The sequence below is a fragment of the Psychrobacter sp. P11G3 genome, assembly GCF_001435845.1.
Lineage (GTDB): Bacteria > Pseudomonadota > Gammaproteobacteria > Pseudomonadales > Moraxellaceae > Psychrobacter.
On sequence record NZ_CM003596.1, the window covers coordinates 1,569,515 to 1,593,082 of the forward strand.

Sequence of the window (23,568 nt, forward strand, 5' to 3'; positions counted from 1 at the left end):
TGGATTGATAAGGATATCAACATAAAACAGGGAAGAAATGAATGATGCTTTATATAAAAAGGCTATCTGTAGGTTTTGCTATGGTTGTAACATGCGTATCTGCGCAAGCAATCGATCTTGTGACAACAGGTGACACGACTTTGAGTATCGGTGGTTACATCAAAGCAGAAGGTGCTTTTAACTCTCCTGATGAAGGCGAGTCGGAATTTAAGGGTAATTTACGACAGTCTCGTATCAATGTTAAAACGACCAAGTCGGTAGATGATAAAAAACTCACGGGGTTTATCGAAGGTGATTTTTATGGCGATTACGCTAAGGGCGGCTCAAATCTGCGCTTGCGTCATGCGTATGTTCAGGTTGATAATTTGACAGTGGGTAAGACTTGGAACGGTCAGTTTTTGGCAGTGGCGCCTCTTTCTACGGAGCAGCTTGACTTCTGGGGTACTGGTTTGGGCACGGCCTCTGGTGGAGGTTCTTATATTCGTCCAGATTTGACGTTGCACTATACTTATAAGGGGCTGCGTTTTACGGCGCAAGATCCTGTTTATGATAATGCGAGCTTACCTGATATGGTGGTCAGCTATAAAGATAAGATATCTAACTTTGATTATAACGTGGCTGTCACAGCTCGTGATGCTGAGAACGGAGATGGTTCAGATGTGGGTATCGGTGTTTCTTTAGCGGGCAAGCTGACATTGGGTAAAGATTCACTCCATGCCAGTATATACAATGGTAAAGGCATGGGTGCTTATTCTGCCATCTGTGTTGGAGGACCGCTAGTTATGAATGGCGGCGTAGACTGTGATGCTGAAGATGGGAAGCTTATCTCGCAAACTGGCTATAGCGTAGGATATAAGCATCAATTTACCCAAAAGCTGCGTGGCAACTTGCGTTATGGTGAGGTAAATGTAGACGATGCGGCAGACACTTCTGCCAATGTAAAAAGTGCAAACCTTATCTATGAGTATTTACCAGATCTAGATTTGGGTATTGAGTGGAGAAATCAGGACGTAACGACATTCCCATGGATGCCAGCAGGTCAGCAAATTGAAATAATGGCAAAATATGATTTTTGAGTTGAATAAGTATGGAGTAGTAGACTTTTATTAAGATAAGGCTTTATCCATGCATAATAGGGGTAAAGCTTTTTCTATAAAATCGCTAATAATGCTAAAGTAGCAATCAAAAGTTCAAATTGACTAAGGTTGCTATGTCTAATACAGAGTCCAATACAGAAAAACCAATATTCAAACAGAGTATCTCGCTATCAGAGAATAGTGAATATATATCTAATGATATAAGCACAGCGCGGTCTGCTTTCTTAACGCTACCAGTCGTTATACAGACTGCACTAGAGCAAGCTAAACGAGTCGTTCTAATTGCAAATAATCCTGCTGTCACCACGGTTCAGCTTGAGATGCTAATACAGCCCGACGATGTCTTAGTGTTATTTAATCACTTTATTCACGCTGATTTTTTTGCTAACCATCAGTTAGCTAGTTCACTACCTAAGCTGTTGTTTTTTCGTCAGATTGGTGACAGTAAGCTGCATTTTGGCCTACCACCTAGAAGCAATCATATATCAGTGATGGAGCAAATGTCAGAAACCGCCCCGTTAGGAGTATTGACGAGCAACCAGCCTTATCAGTTTCCAACATTAGCTGATGACCCAAGCCCTAATGACGATCCTATCACTACTCATCGCATCTTAGATATTCCTTCGAATATGCAAAAACTATGGTCAAGCCCTACCTATCACAGTGTGCTATCAGAGCGTCATGAAGTCGTTGCTGACTATCCATACTTTACCGATATTCATTCGTCAGCACCCTCATCAGGTTTTCTATTGTATCGGCTGATGCTGGCAGCTCGAGCATACTTATATAGTATTCGAAAAACGAAACTGCCATTAGAAGTAGCAATGATCGGTTTCAATGACAATGATAAAACTGCTCATTTTTGGCATGGGCATAACTGGGATTTTGAACGTCAGGAAATGAGTCGACCACCTACAGAAGTAACTATTCATCGGTACTAGAATGGCGTGACTACTCACCGGTACTAGAATATTGATTAACTAAGTTTTCGTTAGTTAGAAATAGTTAAACATAAGGAGCGTCTGGACGATGAGAAAGCTCCACCTCTTTGTCATTAGGCTCTCGTTGTATGGCTATCGGTAACGACTGTTCCTCTGTCCAATCAATCAGTTCCATATCGGAAAATTGGGACAACCATCCTGCCATGGGCCAACAGTGCCATTTTTGATAGAAGCGATTGGCATTGACAATGATACTGTCCAGATGATTGAGTGGTGGCCGGTAGACACTGTGCTGCTGATGATAAGCGATATCAGCAGTGAGGTAAAAATCGATACCTAATCGACGTGCTGTAAAGGAAAAATCGGTATCCTCTGCACCATAACCTGTATATTGGGTGTCGAAACCGCCAATTTTATCAAAAGTATGTCGCTTGATAGCGAAGCATAGGCTCCAAAATGCACCGTAATCCTCAGTCTGTTTGATAGCTGTTTGCTCTGTCCCTACTTGGTTTGAATCAGCTTCATCAAAATTATAACGATAAGGGTTATAGACAGACAGCTCGTTTAAAACAGAAAAAGGCAAATGATTGGTTTTTAATAGTGCAATTTCTTCTACTGATAATGGTCGCGTTAGATAGCGCGGTTGACCCATCAAAAGCGCATTAGGATATTGCAGAAGCTTCTTATACATTTGCTCAATAAACGTAGGCGCTACGATGCAATCAACATCCAAAAAAATCAGCATATCGTGAGTTGCCTGCAATGCTCCAAGATTGCGATTATGTCCGATGTCAAACTCTGTAGTTGTAGTATCGCTACCATCATTTACAGCTGATTTAACCGTAGTTGGTAGTTTCACGATATTTAATGAGAATTCAGCTAACCGATTGCGATCGGCGTCATCGTTGACGATAATGACTTCGGCTGGCTTCACACTGCTATTTTCTAGACTGCTGAGTAGGTTGTAGAGATGGCGATTACGACCATAGCAAGTCGTAATGACAGTCATCGGTACAATATCGGAATTAGTATTGGAGTTAATCGTTGGCTGAATGGTCATCGCTTGTCTTTGCCTCGCTATCAAGTTGCCTTTTGTTTTTAATAAGTCAATATTTAATAAGTCAGTCTTTAATTGTTGATTCAGGTGCTAAGTTGAGTCGAGGGAGTAACCAGTTTTCAAACCAAAGCTTAGTAGTAGAGTAAGCAGTGGTGCTATGCATAAACGCTTGAGCATCTGTTAGCGTAACTACGTTGGTTTCCTCGCCGCTATTTTCCTCAATGTTATTTTTTTCAATACTATCAACCGAGATAGTGGGGTGTTGTTTGCTTCGGTAATGAATGGTTTGGGCAAGAGATTCAGGTTGACCATCATCGACGCTCATTAAGGTTTTAAACTGCTGCCAATTTAGCGCTTTATTTTGAGTAACTAACGCTTCAGCCATGACCGCTTGTTCATTATGTGGCCTGTCATCAGGCACCACTATGAGCGGCGTATCGTAATGATACGCTTGCGCGACAGCATTTAGGCCACAGGCCATCATCAGATAATCGCTATGACAAATGAATGGTGTAACGTCATCTACCTCAGCTGAGATATCGACATAACATCGTTTGTCATCGTCTATAGGCCCGAGAGAGATGATTAATGCATTGGGTAGCAGTGAGCGCAGCTCTGGTAGTTTTTCGTCAATCGCTTTGTGTCCACCGTAGCCTTTAATAACGGTGATAATAGGTGTTGTAGCTCCGGACTTGTCTGTTAATTGAGTTTCGATAGATGGTAAGCTTGTAGTTTTAGGAACAAAAGTTTCATTGTTCACGCTTAATTTTGCCAAAATATCTATAAAGCTCTCATAAGTGTATGACTCAGTTTTTTGAGAGTAGATAAAGTCAAGATAGAGAGTTTTATTACAGACCCACTCAGATGTCTGGGTAGACTCTAACGCTTTAGGATAAGGAGCTAGTAAGGCAAGCGCACCAGCAAAAGCACCTATATGTGGCGCATCATCGCGAATACCCGGAAGCCTAACGTAAAGGTAAGGAATACTTGCCGCACGGCAGAGCATTGCCACCTCGACGCTGACATCAATAATCATCAAATCAATCTTACGTTGAAAGATAGTGTCTAGTATTTGGTGACTGCGTTTTTGAATGTCACTATTGCCTACGGGCGAGTAATGTAAGCTGGCTGGTTGCCAATATTCTCCCGCACGACCTACCAATATATCATCGGGTAGTTCGTCTTCTGTATTCAAACGTATGATTTGTTGCTCATCAATAGCGGTAAAACGATAGCTAGCTATATCTAAGCTCGTAAATACCGTTAATTGAGCTCTTGCGTTATTAGGTAGCAATGCAGCCAGTTTGTCTGCCTGTCGGCAATGTCCTGAGCCATGATGATGAGCATAATATCCGATACGCATCATTACGATCCCTCAGAAAAGCTAACAAGATCATTATCAGTTTCAACTGGCGCTTGAATGGCTTGATTAAAAAACTGCAGGGAGTCTTTTGTTAAATCAGACAGCTCATAGCTGTTAATACTGTTGATGTAGCTTTCTGAATTGTCTTCTATTAACGCAGTTCTATTTTTTAACGCTGCTCGGTACAGTTCCAGATAGCCGTCTACCATGGCTGACACTGAACAAAATTGTAAAGCACGGTCACGGCAGGCTTGGCGTGATATGTTTTTAATCATAGAAAAACCATTGATAAAGGCGGCTTTGTCTTTTTTAGGTACGATGACTCCTGTCTCTGGGGTAATAATTTCGGCACTGGCTCCAGCATCGAAACCAATGACTGGTGTGCCACATGCCAAACTCTCAGCTAAGGTCAATCCGTATGGCTCGTCCCAAGTGCTGGTAAATAGCATGGCAGTTGCTCGGCACAAGTAATTGTTAATCTCGTCCTTGGTGACATGACCTACATAACTGAATAGTTTGTCATCGCCACTCTTACTGTCTTTAAACAACAAAGGGGCTACTTTTTGATTGAAGTAGTCTTCGTTGCTTTTAGGTCCTGCAATGATAAGTTTCTTCCCAGCTTCCATGCAGTACCGCATGGCTAAATGAGTGCCTTTTTCAGGGCAGATGCGTCCATACCAGAAATACACCTCGTTATCGCTACCATTAGTATTGCCAAGCGATTCTGTATTGGCAGTAAAGGATTCGACGTCGATGCCGTTGTATACCACTTGTGAGGGGACAAACTCAGCGAATAACTGCTGTTGGTGCTTACTAATTGCTGTAAATTGAGTAGTTGTACCAGAGCGTAATGTTAAAAGTGCCAAACGTAGCTGTGGAAAAATAGGCGTATGAAAAGTAGTAAAAAACCTTTCGCCAAACGCTTGGCCTGTCATCATCGGAATATGATGCAGACTGTGGTTATGTACGATATCAATCTCACCGCGCTCATCACGTTCGATAACGTCTCGTAAGGCTATTTGATAGGTGAGATATTGATACATCTCTTCACGGCCCATGGCGACCGTTTCATGCTCATTATCATAGACCATCTTGTTAAACTCATGACGAGTCAATAATGGCACCAACGTTGCTTTCGTCTCGCTATCTTTATGAGCGTAAAGCAATACCTCATGACCTTGCGCCACTAGCTCATCACAAATTAATTGGGTAATCATTTCTAGACCACCCGCGTAAGGCTGGGCAATGGGATACAGTGAATGCGCGATAATGGCAATACGTAGCGGTGAATTCGAAGACCTAATCATGTTTTTAAGACCTTTATAGTTATAAGCATTATGGCTATAAGCGTTTTGGTTAGTAGAGTGGTGTATAGGGAACCTAGTATAGAAACGATAAAAGACAATAGAATGACCTTGTTTCAAAATTGGCTTATATAAACCGCTATCTTTATAAGTACTAGTTCTATAAATACTGGCTTTTACGAATCGATGGTCTTTTTATCTTTAAATAAAGACGTCGCATAAGATGTCGTGATAGTCGTCTTCTTTTCATGGGCTACTTTTAAAGTCTGTCTCAGAACCTTACTCATACTTGGTGTGTCTGCTCGAGCATCAGAGAAATTATCCATTGCTACCTTGGCGGCGCTTAGTTTAAGAATACAAACTGCCGCTGCACATATAAATAGTACTGGCGAATAGAGCGGTGAAAATGGTGCTACAACTAGAGCTGTAATGATATTTAGCACCAACAGCAGTTTTGGCAACGCTGCTATATTCTTAAGGAATAATGACTGACGACTTTGGATATAATTTTGTTTTGGCGTACAGACAAAAGGTTTTTCTCGTCCCCACAGCACCGGAAACCATGACAGTGCGCCAATCTCCCAAAAATTCAAGTGCATCAACCATGCTCGTACTTTTCTGCTAAAACGTGGCTGATAGCTGTCATCTATTTGTTTATTGAGAGGCGATTTATCATGGCAATATGCCCACAACCGTCTAAGGATGAAAAAGGCATAACCTGCATAAACCACATACAAAGGTGCAAGCATCGACACGTTAGCATTATTTATTAAAAGCATATCAACCATCACCAGTAATAAGCAGATATGCAAAAGAATAAAGAATCCTGTGAAATTTACCCAAGCACTCAATTGAGACAGATGAGCACGCATATAGGCTAGACGTTCACTCATACTTTTGGATTGTGAGACATACTGAACTAAAGAGTGGTACGGGACTGACAGGTAATCCGTGAGCACCTGCATATTGCCGTAAATCCAACGTCGACGTTGACATATTAGATCATCTAGTGTGTTAGGCAGTAAACCCGTGGCAATGACTTCTGGCACAAACTGACTGCGAAAACCTTGTCGATGCATAAGCACGCCCATCTGAGCATCTTCAGTGATAGAAGCACCTGACCAGCCTCCTATGCTCAAAAGATCCGAGCGTCGAATGACGGCGTAAGTACCCGTTGATAAGGCGCGAATGCGATTAAAAGGACGATACAAATGATGATTGAAATAGTGATTCAACTCGCTATGCGCATCGAGCTGTCCTTCATTACGATAAAACTGCGGAAACTGAAGTAGGGTATGCTCAGGATATTGGGCGATAGCGTGCATAATAGAGGCTCTAGCATGTGGTAATGCTTGGTAATCACTATCGACCACCACAATGTGACTACAGTCTGGACTCATCAACCCAAGTGCCAAGTTTAAAGCGCCCGCTTTGAATCCTTCGACACGATCAATATGATAAAAACGAACATTCAGCTCAGTATCTAAGCTTTCGCAAAATTTGGCTAAAGGCTCATATAACGAGATTTCTTGATTGTTGTTGTCAATAATTAAGATCTCATCGCGTGCTTCTTTGATTGCTAATAATGATTTTATCGTTGCAATAACCAGTTCTGGTGGTTCGGACCGCGTCATCAATTGAAAACTAAGCGTTTCATGGGTCGATGGTTTTTGAGAGTTAGCAGTCATGTCTGGTCCTTAAGCATGCGCGATAAATAAGAATTTATATGAAGAGAATGTGACTGAAAAAATGTGGCTATAAAAACGTGTCTATAACAAGGTAAGTACTTGTATCCTCACTGATTTGTTTAATACCAATAGATACTAATACAAAATTAAGTAAGGGTTTAGTCGATAATTGTTTATGAAGAATTAACTGTGTAATTCTACGTAATAAGAATCGAAAAACGCATACTCTTTTGAACGTAAAAAAGTTAATCGATAGGAGAGACTGTTGAATGTACTAGATTTTTAGATCGCTAAAATGAGCGTGAAAAAGATGAGAGCTATAAAACGGATAGGTGGCAAGAGAAGGGGAAGGATGCATATCGCTGAGCTTATACGCATCATATTAGGCTTAAAGGCGGGAGCAGTTGACATTAAGCAGCGTTAATGACAATTATTAAAGTGAAAGTTAACGAGGTCAACATCACTGACGTAGCTGGCTCAGTGCCAATCTAAGCCAGTATCTAGCCAGATTAGTACTGTATTAGACCAGTGCTAAGTGGGTAATACACCAGTCCCAGACAGCGTCGACAGTCGGTGTGGATGACGAGTTCTTTTTGCGAACGAGATAATAATCTGGCTCGACTGTTAGCGTTGACTCGCTTATCTGTACCAATCTTCCTGCATTCAAATCCGCTTGTACGAAAGCCTGACAAGCAATCGCAACGCCTTGACCCGCTAGCGCTGCATCTAAAGCCAAAGCGGTTTGATTAAATACAGCGCCGGCTAGCTTATCTGTGGTACCAAAAAATCGTGGCCAATGATGATGTGAGTCATGGAGCAATGGCATCTCTTGTAGCGCTTCTATTGACATGGGTAGTTCTCTATTGGCCATTAGGTGAGGGCTGGCTACAGCTACGAGCGTTTGTTTGAACAGCAGATGAGTATCAAATGCTGCAGGGAATGGTGGGCGCGTCAGGCGTACCGCGATATCTACCTGATCACGATCAAAGTCTGCAATGGACTCGGTCGCTACAGTACGCAACTCGGCATCAGGAACCGCAGCAGTCAAAGCCGATAAACGCGGCAATAATAGCTTAGTGGCAAAAGTCGGTGTCACGCTGATAGTAACAGTCTTAGGTTCTCTTAGGAGCTGAGCTGTTGCTTTATCTAAAATCTTAAAAGCGCGCGTAACTTCTGCAAAGTAAACAGAACCCTGGCTAGTGAGCGCCACGCCTCTTGGTAGTCTTTGAAACAAAGGAAAGCCGATATGCTCCTCTAGCATTCTTACCTGTTGAGCAACCGCGCCTTGTGTCACAAACAGCTCATCAGCCGCCGCCCGAAAATTAAGATGACGCCCAGCAGCCTCAAATGCACGCAAGGCATTGAGCGGTGGTAATGTACGATGGCTGTTTGACACTTTGTTTTCCTAGACTGTAGATTTTCTACAGTCTAGCATCTTTTATTATGATGTTAGGAATTTGATTTTATTAGTTATGATAGATAAAACGATAACTAATGGAGAAAGTTAGATGAATAATATTATAACGACAAAAAAAGTAGCGCTTATCACCGCAGGCGGATCAGGCATGGGTGCTGCCGCTGCTCGTAAACTTGCAGCAGATGGTTATCATGTCGCTATTTTATCTTCCTCTGGTAAAGGTGAGGCTTTAGCAAAGCAGCTTGGCGGCATTGGTGTTACTGGCTCCAACATTATTAATGAAGATGTACAACGTTTGGTTGATTTGGCGATGCAACAGTGGGGACGTATTGATGCCCTTGTGAACTCTGCAGGTCATGGCCCGCGCGCACCTATCTTGGACATCACTGATGAGGATTGGCATAAAGGGCTAGAGGTTTACTTTCTTAGTGCGGTACGTGCAATTCGTTTGGTCACGCCAATCATGGTGGCACAGGGTAGCGGTGCTATTGTCAATATATCTACCTCTTGGGTAACGCAGCCGACTGCGCTTTTTCCTACGTCAACGGCTTTTCGTGCCAGCATTGGCGCTTTTACCAAGATATTCTCTGACGATTATGCGCCAAAAGGTATACGCATTAACAATGTCTTACCCGGCTGGATTGATAGCTTGCCTGAAGTCGATGAGCGACGTGAGAGCGTGCCGATGAGACGTTATGGTACCTCTGAAGAAGTCGCCTCAACAATTGCCTTTTTACTATCCGAAGCTGCCGGATATATCACTGGTCAGAATATACGGGTTGATGGTGGTGTCATTCGCTCTGTGTAACGAGTCAGTCAGTACAAGCCTATTGATACAAGATAGTTAATACCAGACTGTTAATACAAGCAATAAAACACTGTCGACGCTAGCTGTTTGAAAAAAGCAACTCATCTATTTGTTAAGGCCAATGTTATGTTCCGAGCATATGCTGCACTGTTGCTCCTTGGTGTCATCTGGGGATCGAATTTTATTTTTATGAAATGGGCGACGGCTCTAATCAGCCCCTCACAAACCGTATTTTTACGCCTGCTATTTGGGTTCTTGCCATTGGTTGCCGTTGCTTGGCACAGCAAGGTAATTACTCGAGCGCAGTTACAGCATTTGCCACACTTTATAGTGATGTCAGTGCTCGCAACGTCTTTTTACTATTATGGATTTGTCGCAGGTACGGCGCTATTGCCCAGTAGTATCGCAGGTCTATTAAGTGGTTCAATCCCTATATTTACCTTTTTGGGCGCGGCGCTATTCTTACCTGATGAGCGTCCGACCAAGCAAATGGCGATTGGACTTGCGCTAGGATTTGCTGGTATCGCATTAAGTGCGCGACCATGGCAAAGCGCTACTGGTGTCTCTCTCGTTGGCGTTTTGTGGATGTTGGCAGGGTCTTTGAGTGTGGGTGCATCTTTTGTGTATGCGCGGCGTTATCTATCTCCTCTGAGGTTGCCACCACTGGCGTTAGCTACTTGGCAAGTGGGGTTGGCTGTCATAACGCTTTCGATACTCATCGATTTCGATGGTATAACCCAGCTGTCGACAGATACTAGGGCAATGTGGGGAACAATACTTGGTCTGGGTACTTTGGGTACAGGTGCTGCTTTTTTGATTTATTATTTTATCATTGAGACATTGGGTTCAGTGCGGGCTGCTGGTGCTACTTATATTGCTCCAGTCGTTGCTGTCATCATTGGCGCGGTAATCGGAGAGGACATCACCAGCTTAGAAATTATAGCGTTGGTACTGATTTTAAGTGGTGTCCTACTGATACAAACGGGTAGACAGGCTTCAGGTTAGCGGTAGGAGGGGTAGACTGTTAAAAATACAATACGCATACTTATGACAAGCTAGTCGATGATTTCATTCAAGCCTATAGCTGTTACTAGAATTTTCGATACGTTTACAGCACTAGCTCCATAGCTCCATGACCAGTAACATGCCGACCATCAAATAACAGTCGATGGTCGTCAGCCTGATGAACTCAATATTCTAATTATCTTACATTTTTCTATATTCAGATCAGCCTATATTTAAGCAGTAGCAGTGAAATGTTGGCTTAATTCCTGAATATGCTCAGGGCCAATACCGCAGCAGCCACCGATTAATGAAGCGCCCTGTGCCTGCCATTTTTGTGCCCAGAGCAAATAGGCAGGCGGGGTCAAATCATCACGCACTTCATTAAGCGTATCATTTGCCGCCGCATTTTTTGGTTGCGGCGGGAAGGCATTGGCATAAGCGCCAAGTTTGATATGCTGCGCTTGTTTTGCCTGCAGTACAGTTTGTGCGACATCTAGTGCTTGCTCGATGACATCAGGTTGGCAGCAGTTAAAGAGTATCGCCTCGACATCGAGAGCAGCCATCGTTGCCACGGCTTCCTCGACGGTTTCTCCTGAACGCAGACGTGGTACATCGATATCCATACTGTCTTCTAAAGTAAAAGCTACCCATAGCGGTTTATTGTCTGTATCTAGCGTATTAAGTAGCTCACGAACAGCGATAGATTCGGCGATTAGACTCTGAGTCTCAGCGAGCCAAAAGTCTACATACGGATTTAGACCTTTGATCAGTGGGGTGGCGATATCTTCTACATGGTCAGCATCAAACAAGTCTGCACGGTAGGAGCCAAACAGTGGCGGTATAGAGCCTGCTACTTTGGTTGCTGTGCCTTCTAGCGTCACTGCTAAACGTGCCATTTCACCTGATGCCGCTGCCAAATCTTGTGCTTGTGCCGCAAAGCGCTCCTCGCCAATATGAAAGGGTACTAGCGCGTAACTGTTGGTCGTAATGACTGCTGCGCCGCTCTTAATATACGCACGGTGTACATCACGAACGATTTCTGGCGCTTCTATCATTGCCAGTGCTGACCATTCAGGTTGACGAAACGGTGCACCGCGCTTCGCCAATTCTCGTCCCATGCCACCATCAATAATTGTGGTTGTATTTATTGGCATAACGAATCCTTCTTTATTGTGAGTAGACAAACCTGTAGAGGTGCTGTTGTTAAATATAGAGTTATTTAAAGGAGCGAAATACTAGGCGTAATAAGCGTCAGATGCAACCACAGGTTGAATAATGTTAACAATTAATCGTGTGGTTGCTTGTCTGTTTAGAGGAGTTATATCTGTATCACTAAGGCTGGGTTCTTTTCTTTTCAATGACTTGTATCAGCTTGCTCTGCACTGACGATGCATCAGCAGGTGGTCTAGCAACGGCTGTATTTTTTATAAGCAAGGTATATTCATAATCAGGCTCATAATCAAAACCCTCTATACCACTGTATCGATACTGCCAGTCGGCTTGACTGCCCACTTGGTCAACTGGCTTTGTTAAAAGGCATGATTGTGGCGCAACGCCTACGCAGTCTACTTGATGGTCAGCGACAATGATGTTGCGTAATACATACGGCATGGCATGTACAGTTAGCTGATGCTCGCCATTTGGCTTTGATTGATCGCCTGTTACTTCTATGTCACCTTTAACTTCTATATAGTCACCTACCGCCAATTTTTGCATTTGATAAGCATTCTGCTGACCGAAATTAGCTTTACTAATAGATGCGGTATAGGATTTTCCATCTTGGGCTACGATAGTAACTTTTTGCTGATTTCTGTCTTGTGAAGTAATACCCGTTACTTGACTGATTATCGCTTCAGCACTGCTTGGTTTTAGGGTGTTTATGAATGAGTTACTGTCTTCAATCTGGCTGACACTCGTTTTATCATTCGAGTTGGCTTGGTTGTGACTGCTACACGCAGTTAGAGAGGATGTGGCAATGAGTGCCAAAGTGCAAAATTTAATAAACGACATGACATATCCTTATTATGGTTGATTTAGATACTTGTTTTTAATGCTCTATGAAACGGTCTAGAGCGGTTTTTGTTACTGTTATTGTTTTGATGCTGGGGCTAGCAGTTTGTTGATACAAATAATGCCTCGCTGATTCATAGTGAGGCATTTTTCATAAATTTAAGATAGAACTACGTAATAGTACTTAAGGTGTTTTTGTTTTAGGAACGGCTTTGAAGTGAGCCGTCTGATTGTCATTCTTGATGACTAATACAGGGTTGTTATCGCTATTTTTACCAAAGCTGTATTTGCCTTGTACTGTTGTGGCGGCAGCACTATCAAACTTTGCTAGGTGTTCAGGGCAGGCCATTCGAGTGCTTCTGATTGCGCTCAGTTCTATCTCGCCATTCGTCACACTGTATCCTGCGCTCATATTGTTGCACGTATTCATAAGGCTTACCATATTGCGGCCTTCAACAGTCATAAAATCCAGCGTTAGTGGTCTTGATGGATCAAAAAATAACGCTTCAATCAAGTCTCCATTATTAAGCTTGGCATCTATAAGACGCCAATTATTCGCCTCTAACGTCTCGACTGTGACTGGCTGTACGGCTGGTTTGGTAACACTAGTCGTCGTTTGGCAACCAGTAGCAAGTGCACTCATAACAAGCGTGGAGGCCATCATTATTTTCATTGTGCTTTTCATAGTCATCTCTCAAAAAGTAGATAGTTTAAAATGTCTAATATTTTTATTTAAAAGTTAGCGTGTCTGGATTTTAATTATCACAAAGAAGTCATATAACTACAAGGACGCTTTGATTTTCAAATAAGAAGTCTACAGAAAGGCAATACTCGAAAAGACAATGTTCATAGAGTCAGTATTTAAAAAGGCTAAGTTACCGCCTTTTACTTACATCGTTCAATAATAATTAAGCACAAAAAAAAGCAGACATCATAGATATCTGCTTTTTTTAACTGTTCTTTAACTTGCAATTAGACTTGAGGCTTGATCAAGTACTTCTCACCAGTCGCCTGTTTGCCATAAGCGGCGATTGATTTTAACTGTAGCGCTTCTTCTAGGGTCACTTCATGCGTGTAGCTGCTCGCAAAGGTGGTGGTGATTTCTTCTGCCACACGTTGACGCATTTTCACGACGGTTTTAGTGCCCAGTTTGCCTAGCGCATTGAACAATAGGAATCCATTCACACCCCAAGAAAAACCAAAGTTACGGTTTAAGGTGATCGGACCACGGTCTAAGGCGCCATAAATATAAGCTTGTTTAAAGGTATTTGAGCCATAGACGCTGTATTCTTCTACGTCACGAGTAATAGCTGCCTCCATACAGTTTAGAATATCGCTGGTGAGCTTACCGCCACCGATAGGGTCAAACGAAATCGTAGCGCCTGTTTCAGTAATCGCGGCGGTCAAATCAGCAAGGAACGTCTCACTGCTTGAGTTCACCACATACTTTGCGCCCATATCGCGCAATAGCTTTTCTTGCGAGTCTTTACGGACGATATTCACCAAATCAACGCCGTCTGCCATACAGATACGGTTTAGCATTTGACCAAGGCTAGAAGCAGCTGCTGCATGTACGATGGCTTTGTGGCCTTCAGCGCGCATAGTTTCGACCATTGCCAGTGAGGTGAGCGGGTTTACAAAAGACGATGCGGCCTCGGTAGCTGTCGTGCCGTCTTGCATTTCTATGCAGCTCCTTACATTGACACAGTGGTATTGACGATATGTACCGCCACCAATCACTGCAACCATTTTGCCCATGAGTGCTTGTGCGGCTTCTGATGAGCCTGCTGCGACGACTGTACCAGCGCCTTCGTTACCGACAGGCGTGTCTTTGTTTACCCGCGTTTTGAGTGATGGCATGAATTTCGCAGGCACATCAGCAGTAATGATCGGGCTGTCATCAGTGCCTGATTGTACAGCGGTTGACATATTAGCGGCGCTGAACATCACACCAAAGTCAGAAGGGTTCAATGGCATGGCTTCCATGCGAACGACAACTTCGTCAGCACCGGGTTGCGGCATCTCGATGTCTTTTAAAGACAGGGTTAATTTGTTGTCATCACTGATGGTTGAAACCAGTTGTTTATTTTTATCGGTCATAAGATTTGCTCCTGCAAATAGTTGGATTTTTAGACCAATCCCTTTACGGCATTGGTCGTTCTTTAGGTTATTGAGCTTTAGTAGTTTTCTTAACATGGCTCATTTTTAGTGGCCACACTGTCATATGTTATTTAGCGTTTGCGGCTTGGATTAGAGCTTTAACGTGTTGCATAAACTCAGGCATGTTTGCTTGACTGTCTGCCTGAACGCTTTTTGCAATGTCGGTTTCACTCATGGCTTTGTTCCATTCTTTCATGCCTTCCACTTCTGCCAGTACATCCCCCTCAAGCTGAGTCGCTCCAAAAGCGTTGACAATAGTGTTGACGTGATGCACATAGATGTCAGCCATGGTGAATTGCTCGCCTGCAATCCAAGGCGAAAATTGACATAAGCGATTCATAGCAATAATACCGCGGCCCAATACTTGACGGACTTCCTCTTTGACTGCGTTAGGTGCTTGAGTACCAGAAAATACATATGGAATCAGACGACGACTTGGTAGCTCAAAATACAGCTCTGCTATTTTCATAATCTGACGTACAGTCGCGCGTTCTGCTGCATCGGTAGGATATAGCGGCTTTTCAGGATATGTTTCTTCAAGGAAGTCACAAATCACATTGGATTCTGACAGATTAAAACCGTCAGGCATGGTGATCGCAGGTACTTTGCCCACTGGACTGACGGTCAGTAGATCATCACTACCAGCGTACAAAAGGTCCTCTTGGAATGGGATACCCTTATATAAAAGAGCGTGTTTTACTATGTTGTAATAGTTGCTTGCAGCAAAGCCGTGCAAAGTAATCATAAGTCATTCTTCCATTGTTGACGTAAAAGTTATTTTTAATCGTGTTTTCATTGCAACGTTTAGGGCGTGTTTGATATTTACAAATAGGCACTGCTGATTGCTAAAACGGTTCCAGACAAGGCGTAAAACGACGGTAATGCTCGTGACTTAACTAGATTTACAACACAGTATGGGGCAGTTTTAGCATCAGCTCCAATATAAACAGAAGGAGACGGGACTATTTTTTGCCACTTCATTGTTAAAACATAGACGCTTAGAATGACTAAACTTACTATTTTTAACGTCGAACTGTCTAAAAAATAGTCTCTGTCAGTGCCATGGTCGAATATCAAGCACGCCCTAAGTTAAACACATTATTACTGGTTTTAATGTGGTTATATATAAGGAATAACGTGAATCACTATTGCCTTTAAGACAATAATAAAGCGAAAATGCTCACATATTCATCTAAATGGAGAGGTCAGTTGGATCAATTACGTGCCATCAAGTATTTCAGTAAAGTCGTAGAAACGGGCAGTTTTACTAAGGCGGCAAATGCATTCAATGTGCCGCCATCCTCACTATCTAGACGGGTGTCTGATTTAGAAAAGAGCTTGGGCGCGACACTGTTAAAGCGCTCGACCCGAATTGTTAAATTGACCGAAGTAGGGCAGGTCTATTATGACGATATGCAGCAAGTATTGGATCAGCTCGAGCAAAGCAAAGAAACAGTACGCAGTTATCAAACGACGCCGATGGGACGGTTACGCATCAGCTCTATGGTGGGTTTTGGTGAAAAAATACTGCTACCACTGCTAGATGAGTTTGGTGAGTTGTATCCAGAGATTGTGCTAGATGTCAGTCTCAGTGATGAATTATCCGCATTGGGACGTGACGATGTCGATATTGCGATTCGCGGGGGTTATGCACCAAATGAGCGAGTGCTTGCCATTAGGCTCATGGACAATGGGTTTATACCGGTTGCGTCTCCCAGTTATTTAGAAAAACATGGCGCACCTAGTCATGTGATGGAATTAAAGGAACATAAAGGCCTGTATTTTAAAGCCCCAAACGGGCCAACGCCTTGGCTCTGCTATGTGGACGATCAGTGGCATGATGTCTCAGGGCCAGCAGTGGCAATTTCAAACAATGGACCATGGCTAGCAAAAAAGGCTTGTGATGGTGAAGGGATTTTGATGTCCACTCGGTGGGCACTATCCTCATATCTTGAGTCAGGCGCATTGCAAGAGATTAAATTTGAGCATCCATTAGCAATCACGCAGCATGCTGATATGGCCGTATATCTGCTGTATCAAAAGCAGCGCTATCTAGTGCCTAAGGTAAAAGCCGCCGTCGATTTCTTGGTTGAGAGGATAAAAGTAGGAAATGAGCGTTGATGTAAGGGAAGTGTGTGCTATCTACAACCTCATTACATTCATATTCGTATCGACACCTAAGAGGCTTGAGATACAATCGTTATAGCATGTTATGACAGGCTACTCATTATATTCCTGATTGAAAATAACAGATAGCTCATTGGCAGCTTCTTTCATGACAGGCACATAGCTCAGTAGCTCATCCAAAGATTTTCTGACGGTAGGACTATGAGTAAATACCGTAGCAAATGCGGGCTGCTCACCATTCGGAATCGGGACAGCACAGGCGACCATACCAGGAATAAACTCTTCATTATCTGTCCCTACCTGTGTCTTACGTACTTCAGCAATGGACGTCATGAGTTGTTTTTTGTCAGTCTGAGTATGGGTCGTGAGCGCCTGTAACGATAGTTTTTCTACAATACGCTCGCACTTATTATCTGCCAACTGCGTCAACAATAATTTGCCACTGGCACAGGCCCAGATAGGTATATTGGTTCCGGTAGGTAACTGTATTTGGACAGGCCAGTCAGATATCACACGATCGATATACACCACTTCTAAGTCTTGCAACACCGCAATCCCTACCGACTCACCAATTTTGGCTGAAAGCTGTTGTAATATCGCCAATCTTTCTGCTTTAAAAGGACTGTTTTTCCATAGGTTTAAAGCTAAGTCATGCGTTCTTTTTCCGCAGGTTACTTTTCCATGCAAATCTAATTGGACAAATTGAAGCGGTTGTAGCTGATTTAACAATCGGTACATACTAGGTACAGGAATGTCCAATGTTTCTGCTAAATCAATAACGCCCATAGGCTTAGCAGATTTGGCCAATACTTCTACGATTTGCAAAACTCGCTCGACGCTTGAGCCCTTTTTTTTGACATTATTCATAGTTCAATTTGCATCCTTAACTGTGCGTTCAAGAAGATCACTCATCATGTTCATCACATATTTCTGTATTCATATCTTGTCATATCGAAGGTGTTCTGATAAGTTACATAACGATAATCATAGTTCTCGATATATGAAATAAAATTATAAATAACCATACCAATATAAAACAAATCATAAACTTTTATCTGCTAAAAATAATAAAGCGTAAGAGGTTGTAATAATGTTAGATTTAGCAAATATGACGCCGACAGAGGTCAGAGCGTTAATCAGTAACAATGAACTTAACAAGCCGACTTCCGGCATGTGTAAAGGTCATATACAAGCAAACCTAGTCATAGTGCCCAAAAATTTGGCCTATGATTTTTTATTGTTTGCACAAAGAAACCCAAAGTCTTGTCCTATTTTAGATGTAACAGATGTCGGTAGTGCAGAGCCACGTCTCATGGCAAAAGGCGCAGACTTGAGGTCTGATGTCCCAAAGTATCGGATATACAAATTTGGCGAATTAGTGGCTGAGGTGTCAGATCTAAAAGACTACTGGAGAGAGGATTTGGTCTGCTTTCTTTTAGGATGCAGTTTTTCCTTTGAGTCTGCCATGCTAAATGCGTCTATTCCTATTAGACATATTGAAGACAATCACAATGTGCCAATGTATATCACAAACATAGAAACTGAGCCTGCAGGACAGTTTCATGGGAAAATGGTGGTTAGCATGCGGCCAATACCTTATCCATTAATCACCAGAGCCGTCCAAGCCACCTCTCGATTTCCGCAAGTCCACGGCGCGCCTATTCATATCGGAGACCCTAGTGTCATCGGTATAACCGACATTCATGCGCCTGATTTTGGTGATGCATCCATCATAAAAGAAGGCGAAGTCCCTGTATTTTGGGCTTGCGGTGTGACGCCGCAAAGTATCGCTATGACTAGTAAGCCAGAGCTGATGATAACGCATTCACCAGGACATATGTTTATCTGCGACCCAAGAGATGAAGACTTGGCAGTTCTATAATTTCTGATGACAAAAGTGCTTTTAAACGCATAAAAATAATTAATTTCAAACTACTATTTTAATAAGCCAATCAATAAATTGTCACATAACATTCAACAATCACACTCTACATACATCACTAGGTACGAATTTTTTATAAAAAATAATTATTCACTTTCACTCTAACGGAATAGCCAATCATATGAACATCAATTTCACGGATCTTGAAAAACTGATCAAACTTGCAGAATGCGCCGATATAAAATCTTTAGAAGTCACTGATGGTGATGCACGTATTTCTATCGTTTGCCAATCTGACGACAACCAAAGTAGTGGCAATCATATCGCTCATACTCCCCACGCAACGGCCTCTCATTCAGAGTCTCAAACCGAAACCGCTCAAAATAGTACGGAGAATAATACCAATGTAGACAGTGATCGTAGTGACGAAACTGTGACTACAGAGGTGGAGAAATCCCAAGTAATAGCGCCTATGCTAGGTACGTTTTACCTTCGCTCTGAGCCGACAGCAGAAGTGTTTTTTCAGGTAGGAGATAAGGTGGAAGTAGGGCAGACACTATGCATCATTGAAGCCATGAAAATGATGTACGAGGTCAAAGCAGAAACTGCGTGTACGCTTAAAGAGATTTTGGTCGATGAAGGTGATGTCGTAGAGTACGCCCAGCCCTTATTTGTTATAGAGCCAAACAGTTAAAGTCACTCAATAGCCGCTCAATATTGTATAGACGCTGCACAAACACTGTATTTGACACTATATTTTTAAGGGAATAAACATGTTCACAAAAATCTTAATTGCCAATCGCGGCGAGATTGCTCTACGTATTATCCGAGCTTGTAAGCAGCTAGGCATCCAATCAGTCATTGCGCATTCTGAATCAGACAAAGACTCGTTACCCGTGCGCCTAGCCGATGAAGCAGTATGCATCGGGCCTGCCAATGCCACGCACAGCTACCTCAACCAAAGAGCGCTGGTTTCTGCTGCAAAAATCACCAACGCACAAGCCATCCATCCAGGCTATGGCTTTTTATCTGAAAACGCTGACTTTGCGGCCTTGATTGAAGACTCAGGTCTCACGTTTATTGGTCCCACGGCTGACAATATCAGAAACATGGGCGACAAGGTTGAAGCCAAAAAACAAATGACGATGGCGGGCGTGCCCTGTGTGCCTGGATCGAATGGCGCATTGCCTGCTGATTCAGAGCAAGTTATCAAGATTGCCAATGAGGTCGGTTATCCAGTCATTATCAAGGCGGCAAGCGGCGGCGGTGGGCGCGGGATGCGTGTGGTCGAAAAAGAAGCCGACTTACTCTCCGCTATCTCTATGACACAAACAGAAGCTAAAGCCAATTTTGGTAGTTCCATTGTCTATCTTGAAAAATACCTACAAGCACCGCGTCATATCGAAGTGCAAGTCATGTCTGATACCCACGGTAATGCGATCTATTTAGGCGAGCGTGATTGCTCTATGCAGCGTCGTCATCAAAAAGTCATTGAAGAAGCGCCAGCACCCGGTATCACCGAAGAGCAGCGCCAGAAAATCGGCCAAGCCTGTGTCACAGCTTGCGAGCAAATGCAGTATAGAGGCGCAGGTACGTTTGAGTTTTTATATGAAAACGGCGAATTCTTCTTTATCGAGATGAATACTCGTGTGCAAGTTGAGCACACCATCACTGAGATGGTGACGGGCGTTGATATTGTGCAAGAGCAAATCAGAGTAGCTGCAGGGCTTCCATTGGCATACAAACAAAGTGATATCGCCATTACCGGACACGCTTTTGAGTGCCGTATCAATGCAGAAAACGCGCAGACATTTTTACCAAATGCTGGACGCATAGACTACTGCCACATGCCAGCAGGGTTTGGTATCAGAGTAGATAGTCATGCTGAATCGAACTACACCGTGCCGCCATCTTATGACAGTTTGATTGCCAAGATATGTGTACAAGATCGTTCAAGAGAAAAAGCGATAGAAAAAATGCGTGCGGCATTATCAGAAGCGCAAATCACCGGTATTGATACCAATATTGGTCTGCATCAGCGACTCTTTGAAGATAAGGTGTTTTGTGAAGGTCAAATGAGCATTCATTATCTGGAACAGTGGATACAAGACAATATATAAATCAGGTCTTGCCCGCAAAAAAGAAAACCAAATCTGACATTAGTGTCAGAAGCGTCAGAATCAAGATATAGTCGGTTCAATATAATTTGGATACGAGGAAGGCGAGTGAAAGTACTACAAGTCGTAGACTCAGCGAGCCTGACACCGTATCCAATTTATAGAGAATTTGACTGTAGTAGATAAAAAATAATGGAGCACGTGCTAATGGAACTACAATGGCAACTATACAGTGAAACCAATCTAGCGTTGTTTTTCCCTAAACCAACCACCTTAGAAAAACAACAAAAATGCTGGGCTTTATCAGACAGCATCCAGAAAATGCCAGAAGTCATCGAAGTAGTTATTGGCATGAATACGCTCAGTGTATTTATCGTTCCATTAACTTGGGCTGAGCTGAATACTTTCAAAGATAAGCTATCAGATCTACTCAATGATATCCCTTCAAAAACTATCCAAGGTAAGCACGTCGAGATACCAGTGCATTACGGTGGAAAATATGGCCCCGATCTAGCGGCCATGGCGAATGACCTAAATCTCTCAGTTGAAGCCGTTGTCGATCTACATACTAAAGCCACTTATACCGTTTACTTTATCGGTTTTCAGCCAGGGTTTCCTTATCTTGGCGGCTTGTCTGAGTCCTTATACTTCCCAAGGCATGCTGTACCTAGAACCCAAGTGCCCGCAGGCTCAGTGGGTATAGGCGGCGAGCAGACAGGGGTTTATCCTTTTGAGTCTCCAGGCGGTTGGCAGTTACTCGGCCAGACGGATACTGCTTTATTTGATTTAACCAAAACCTCTCCGACGTTGCTTAACGCAGGCGATACTTTGACATTTAAAGCGATTGATATTCATCAATGAGCGATAAATAAAAAAAGATGTATGAATCAAAAAGATAAAAAAACAGGTGGTATCAATGAAAATTTTAACCGCAAGTGCCCTTGCCAGTATTCAAGATTCGGGACGACTGGGTTACCGAAGCATGGGTGTGGGTAGAAATGGCGTGATGGACAGCTGGGCGCTACAAGCCGGCAACGCTTTGATGAAAAACGAAGCCAACGAACCCGCTATTGAAATAGCACTCGGTGAGCTAACCATACAGTTTGAAGAAAGCGTCAGTTTTTGCTTAACGGGTGCTTTATACGAGGCCTATCTAGATGACAAACGCATTCCTTGTTATTGGCGTATCAATGCAACAGCTGGGCAAACGCTCAAACTTTTGCGTCCGTTACAAGGCATGTATACCTATTTATGTGTGCACGGTGGCTTTGACATCGAGCCAGTGTTGCAGTCAGTCAGCACCAATCTCAAAGCAGGGTTTGGCGGATTTGAGGGCAGATATTTAAAAACCGATGACAGCTTAACGGTAAAATCTGAATCCAGCCTACCTGTGATTGGGGTGGCTCGACTTGCCCCAACCGAAGTTATTCGAGTGATAAAAAGCAGTGAGTATGATTGCTTCACTGAGTCGTCTAAGCAAGCGTTTGAGACTCAGCCATGGAAGCTACAAAGCAGTAGCAACCGTATGGGTTACCGCTTAGAGGGAGCTACAGCGCTTGAGTTTAATAAGCCTGTAGAAATGAGCTCACATGGCGTTGATATTGGCATGATTCAGGTACCACCACAAGGACAACCGATTGTCCTAATGGCAGACGGGCAGACGACGGGTGGCTACCCTAAAATCGCAACCATGATTCAAGCAGACATAGGCCTGATGGCACAGATTAGATTTGGTAAAGCCTGTCAGTTCGTCGTTGTGTCGTTAGAGCAGGCGCTGCGTGAACAACAGAAAAGACAACATTACATCGATCAAATAAAGGAGTATGCCAATGAAAATTGATTTAAATGCTGATGTGGCTGAAGGCTGCGGGCAAGACGATAAGTTATTGACGATAGTCAGCTCAGCCAATGTCTGCTGCGGCTTGCACGCTGGGTCTTATAGCGAGATGCTAGCCACGTTGCAATTGGCAAAAGCAAACAACGTGAGCGTAGGCGCGCACCCTGGTCTAAACGATAGAGAGAATTTTGGCCGTATTCATCAACCGTTAAGTGAAGCCGACTATCGTGCTTTATTGGCATACCAGTTGGGCGCAACCAAAGCGCTTTGTGACTTGGTTGGTGTGTCATTAGACTACGTAAAACCGCATGGTGCGTTGTACAACCAAGCGGCCATTGATGAAAATTTATCAGATATTTTGGTTAGTGAAATCAAGCGATTTGATCCAAATCTAAAGGTTATGGGTTTGTCTGGTGGTTATTTGGTTAAATCAGCTAAGAAACACGGTTTAGAAGCAATATCAGAAGTGTTTGCCGACAGGAACTACGAAAAAGACGGCTCACTGGTCTCTCGTAGTAAAGACAACGCCCTGATAACTGACACAGAAGACGCGGTTAAGCATGTGTTGCAGATGATTACTACAGGAACTGTCACCAGTGTTTGTGGTCAAGAAGTACCAGTAGAGGCGCAAAGTATCTGCTTACATGGTGATGGTGAACACGCTATCTTATTTGCCCAAGAAATAAAGAAACAACTAGAACTCAAGGGTATCACTATATCTGCCCATTAAATATCCACCCATTAATCATTTGATT

Annotated in this window: 22 protein-coding genes; 11 read left to right on the forward strand and 11 right to left on the reverse strand. The window is 43.1% G+C overall.

The genetic code is table 11. From position 1 onward, the window contains the following. Positions 1–80 precede the first annotated feature (80 nt). Together AK824_RS06410 and AK824_RS06415 are read left to right on the forward strand one after the other, a co-directional pair. Positions 81–1,076: a hypothetical protein gene (locus AK824_RS06410; RefSeq protein ID WP_227511216.1), complete on the forward strand. Its 996-nt coding sequence runs from the start codon at positions 81–83 to the stop codon at positions 1,074–1,076. 134 nt (positions 1,077–1,210) lie between these two features. Further along, a complete protein-coding gene (locus tag AK824_RS06415) occupies positions 1,211–2,038 on the forward strand; it encodes a hypothetical protein (RefSeq protein WP_057759973.1) in 828 nt (275 codons plus the stop codon). A gap of 64 nt (positions 2,039–2,102) precedes the next feature. Here the strand turns inward: AK824_RS06415 and AK824_RS06420 are convergent, their stop codons facing one another. The 5 genes from AK824_RS06420 to AK824_RS06440 form a co-directional block, all read right to left on the reverse strand. After that, positions 2,103–3,098 (reverse strand): glycosyltransferase family 2 protein, encoded by a 996-nt coding sequence (locus AK824_RS06420; RefSeq protein ID WP_057759976.1) that lies wholly within the window; start codon positions 3,096–3,098, stop codon positions 2,103–2,105. A 61-nt stretch (positions 3,099–3,159) separates the two neighbouring features. Beyond that, positions 3,160–4,461 carry a hypothetical protein gene (locus AK824_RS06425; protein ID WP_156410690.1) on the reverse strand — a complete coding sequence of 434 codons (1,302 nt, stop codon included), beginning with the start codon at positions 4,459–4,461 and terminating at the stop codon, positions 3,160–3,162. Then, a complete protein-coding gene (locus tag AK824_RS06430) occupies positions 4,461–5,765 on the reverse strand; it encodes a glycosyltransferase (RefSeq protein ID WP_057759981.1) in 1,305 nt (434 codons plus the stop codon). Before AK824_RS06430 ends, AK824_RS06425 begins: the two co-directional genes overlap by 1 nt. A gap of 173 nt (positions 5,766–5,938) precedes the next feature. Further along, positions 5,939–7,450 (reverse strand): glycosyltransferase family 2 protein, encoded by a 1,512-nt coding sequence (locus tag AK824_RS06435; RefSeq protein ID WP_057759983.1) that lies wholly within the window; start codon positions 7,448–7,450, stop codon positions 5,939–5,941. 520 nt (positions 7,451–7,970) lie between these two features. Continuing rightward, positions 7,971–8,846: a LysR substrate-binding domain-containing protein gene (locus AK824_RS06440; RefSeq protein WP_057759985.1), complete on the reverse strand. Its 876-nt coding sequence runs from the start codon at positions 8,844–8,846 to the stop codon at positions 7,971–7,973. 112 nt (positions 8,847–8,958) lie between these two features. Between AK824_RS06440 and AK824_RS06445 the strand changes: the two genes are divergently transcribed. Both AK824_RS06445 and AK824_RS06450 read left to right on the forward strand, forming a co-directional pair. Then, positions 8,959–9,675: an SDR family oxidoreductase gene (locus AK824_RS06445; protein WP_264753502.1), complete on the forward strand. Its 717-nt coding sequence runs from the start codon at positions 8,959–8,961 to the stop codon at positions 9,673–9,675. 126 nt (positions 9,676–9,801) lie between these two features. Beyond that, positions 9,802–10,680: a DMT family transporter gene (locus AK824_RS06450; RefSeq protein ID WP_057759987.1), complete on the forward strand. Its 879-nt coding sequence runs from the start codon at positions 9,802–9,804 to the stop codon at positions 10,678–10,680. Positions 10,681–10,913: 233 nt separating this feature from the next. Here the strand turns inward: AK824_RS06450 and AK824_RS06455 are convergent, their stop codons facing one another. The 5 genes from AK824_RS06455 to AK824_RS06475 all read right to left on the reverse strand — a co-directional run bounded on the left by AK824_RS06455 (position 10,914) and on the right by AK824_RS06475 (position 15,595). Beyond that, the gene (locus tag AK824_RS06455; RefSeq protein WP_197411824.1) at positions 10,914–11,834 is read right to left on the reverse strand and encodes a homocysteine S-methyltransferase family protein; all 921 of its coding nucleotides are present in this window, start codon (positions 11,832–11,834) and stop codon (positions 10,914–10,916) included. Positions 11,835–12,012: 178 nt separating this feature from the next. Further along, a complete protein-coding gene (locus tag AK824_RS06460; RefSeq protein WP_057759989.1) occupies positions 12,013–12,690 on the reverse strand; it encodes a DUF4377 domain-containing protein in 678 nt (225 codons plus the stop codon). A 184-nt stretch (positions 12,691–12,874) separates the two neighbouring features. After that, positions 12,875–13,375, reverse strand: coding sequence for an META domain-containing protein (locus AK824_RS06465; protein ID WP_057759991.1), 501 nt, complete (start codon positions 13,373–13,375; stop codon positions 12,875–12,877). A 287-nt stretch (positions 13,376–13,662) separates the two neighbouring features. Then, positions 13,663–14,790, reverse strand: a complete 1,128-nt coding sequence (locus AK824_RS06470) for a zinc-binding dehydrogenase (protein ID WP_057759993.1) — start codon at positions 14,788–14,790, stop codon at positions 13,663–13,665. Positions 14,791–14,917: 127 nt separating this feature from the next. After that, the gene (locus AK824_RS06475) at positions 14,918–15,595 is read right to left on the reverse strand and encodes a glutathione S-transferase family protein (protein WP_057759995.1); all 678 of its coding nucleotides are present in this window, start codon (positions 15,593–15,595) and stop codon (positions 14,918–14,920) included. A gap of 464 nt (positions 15,596–16,059) precedes the next feature. Between AK824_RS06475 and AK824_RS06480 the strand changes: the two genes are divergently transcribed. Beyond that, a complete protein-coding gene (locus AK824_RS06480) occupies positions 16,060–16,971 on the forward strand; it encodes a LysR family transcriptional regulator (RefSeq protein WP_057759998.1) in 912 nt (303 codons plus the stop codon). 99 nt (positions 16,972–17,070) lie between these two features. Here the strand turns inward: AK824_RS06480 and AK824_RS06485 are convergent, their stop codons facing one another. Further along, complete coding sequence (locus AK824_RS06485; protein WP_057760000.1) at positions 17,071–17,844, reverse strand: IclR family transcriptional regulator; 774 nt, start codon at positions 17,842–17,844, stop codon at positions 17,071–17,073. Between the two features lie 223 nt (positions 17,845–18,067). On the opposite strand from AK824_RS06485, the gene AK824_RS06490 reads away from it, so the two are divergent. The 6 genes from AK824_RS06490 to pxpA all read left to right on the forward strand — a co-directional run bounded on the left by AK824_RS06490 (position 18,068) and on the right by pxpA (position 23,543). Continuing rightward, a complete protein-coding gene (locus AK824_RS06490; protein WP_057760002.1) occupies positions 18,068–18,859 on the forward strand; it encodes a putative hydro-lyase in 792 nt (263 codons plus the stop codon). A 181-nt stretch (positions 18,860–19,040) separates the two neighbouring features. Next, positions 19,041–19,553 (forward strand): acetyl-CoA carboxylase biotin carboxyl carrier protein, encoded by a 513-nt coding sequence (gene accB / locus AK824_RS06495; protein ID WP_057760005.1) that lies wholly within the window; start codon positions 19,041–19,043, stop codon positions 19,551–19,553. 79 nt (positions 19,554–19,632) lie between these two features. Beyond that, positions 19,633–20,979 (forward strand): acetyl-CoA carboxylase biotin carboxylase subunit, encoded by a 1,347-nt coding sequence (gene accC / locus AK824_RS06500; protein ID WP_057760007.1) that lies wholly within the window; start codon positions 19,633–19,635, stop codon positions 20,977–20,979. Between the two features lie 204 nt (positions 20,980–21,183). Further along, positions 21,184–21,837, forward strand: a complete 654-nt coding sequence (pxpB, locus tag AK824_RS06505; protein WP_057760008.1) for a 5-oxoprolinase subunit PxpB — start codon at positions 21,184–21,186, stop codon at positions 21,835–21,837. A 55-nt stretch (positions 21,838–21,892) separates the two neighbouring features. Next, entirely contained in the window at positions 21,893–22,816 is a 924-nt protein-coding gene (locus AK824_RS06510) for a 5-oxoprolinase subunit C family protein (protein WP_057760011.1), read from the forward strand. Further along, positions 22,806–23,543 carry a 5-oxoprolinase subunit PxpA gene (gene pxpA / locus AK824_RS06515; protein ID WP_057760013.1) on the forward strand — a complete coding sequence of 246 codons (738 nt, stop codon included), beginning with the start codon at positions 22,806–22,808 and terminating at the stop codon, positions 23,541–23,543. The genes AK824_RS06510 and pxpA overlap by 11 nt, the downstream gene beginning before the upstream one ends. The last annotated feature ends 25 nt before the right edge of the window (positions 23,544–23,568 follow it).

Bases quoted from the DNA above. Each gene is read 5' to 3' on its own strand.
- AK824_RS06410 (WP_227511216.1), top strand. From the start codon at position 81: ATGGTTGTAACATGCGTATCTGCGCAAGCAATCGATCTTGTGACAACA.
- AK824_RS06415 (WP_057759973.1), top strand. From the start codon at position 1,211: ATGTCTAATACAGAGTCCAATACAGAAAAACCAATATTCAAACAGAGT.
- AK824_RS06420 (WP_057759976.1), bottom strand. From the start codon at position 3,098: ATGACCATTCAGCCAACGATTAACTCCAATACTAATTCCGATATTGTA.
- AK824_RS06425 (WP_156410690.1), bottom strand. From the start codon at position 4,461: ATGATGCGTATCGGATATTATGCTCATCATCATGGCTCAGGACATTGC.
- AK824_RS06430 (WP_057759981.1), bottom strand. From the start codon at position 5,765: ATGATTAGGTCTTCGAATTCACCGCTACGTATTGCCATTATCGCGCAT.
- AK824_RS06435 (WP_057759983.1), bottom strand. From the start codon at position 7,450: ATGACTGCTAACTCTCAAAAACCATCGACCCATGAAACGCTTAGTTTT.
- AK824_RS06445 (WP_264753502.1), top strand. From the start codon at position 8,959: ATGAATAATATTATAACGACAAAAAAAGTAGCGCTTATCACCGCAGGC.
- AK824_RS06450 (WP_057759987.1), top strand. From the start codon at position 9,802: ATGTTCCGAGCATATGCTGCACTGTTGCTCCTTGGTGTCATCTGGGGA.
- AK824_RS06455 (WP_197411824.1), bottom strand. From the start codon at position 11,834: ATGCCAATAAATACAACCACAATTATTGATGGTGGCATGGGACGAGAA.
- AK824_RS06460 (WP_057759989.1), bottom strand. From the start codon at position 12,690: ATGTCGTTTATTAAATTTTGCACTTTGGCACTCATTGCCACATCCTCT.
- AK824_RS06465 (WP_057759991.1), bottom strand. From the start codon at position 13,375: ATGAAAAGCACAATGAAAATAATGATGGCCTCCACGCTTGTTATGAGT.
- AK824_RS06470 (WP_057759993.1), bottom strand. From the start codon at position 14,790: ATGACCGATAAAAATAAACAACTGGTTTCAACCATCAGTGATGACAAC.
- AK824_RS06475 (WP_057759995.1), bottom strand. From the start codon at position 15,595: ATGATTACTTTGCACGGCTTTGCTGCAAGCAACTATTACAACATAGTA.
- AK824_RS06485 (WP_057760000.1), bottom strand. From the start codon at position 17,844: ATGAATAATGTCAAAAAAAAGGGCTCAAGCGTCGAGCGAGTTTTGCAA.
- AK824_RS06490 (WP_057760002.1), top strand. From the start codon at position 18,068: ATGTTAGATTTAGCAAATATGACGCCGACAGAGGTCAGAGCGTTAATC.
- accB (WP_057760005.1), top strand. From the start codon at position 19,041: ATGAACATCAATTTCACGGATCTTGAAAAACTGATCAAACTTGCAGAA.
- accC (WP_057760007.1), top strand. From the start codon at position 19,633: ATGTTCACAAAAATCTTAATTGCCAATCGCGGCGAGATTGCTCTACGT.
- pxpB (WP_057760008.1), top strand. From the start codon at position 21,184: ATGGAACTACAATGGCAACTATACAGTGAAACCAATCTAGCGTTGTTT.
- AK824_RS06510 (WP_057760011.1), top strand. From the start codon at position 21,893: ATGAAAATTTTAACCGCAAGTGCCCTTGCCAGTATTCAAGATTCGGGA.
- pxpA (WP_057760013.1), top strand. From the start codon at position 22,806: ATGAAAATTGATTTAAATGCTGATGTGGCTGAAGGCTGCGGGCAAGAC.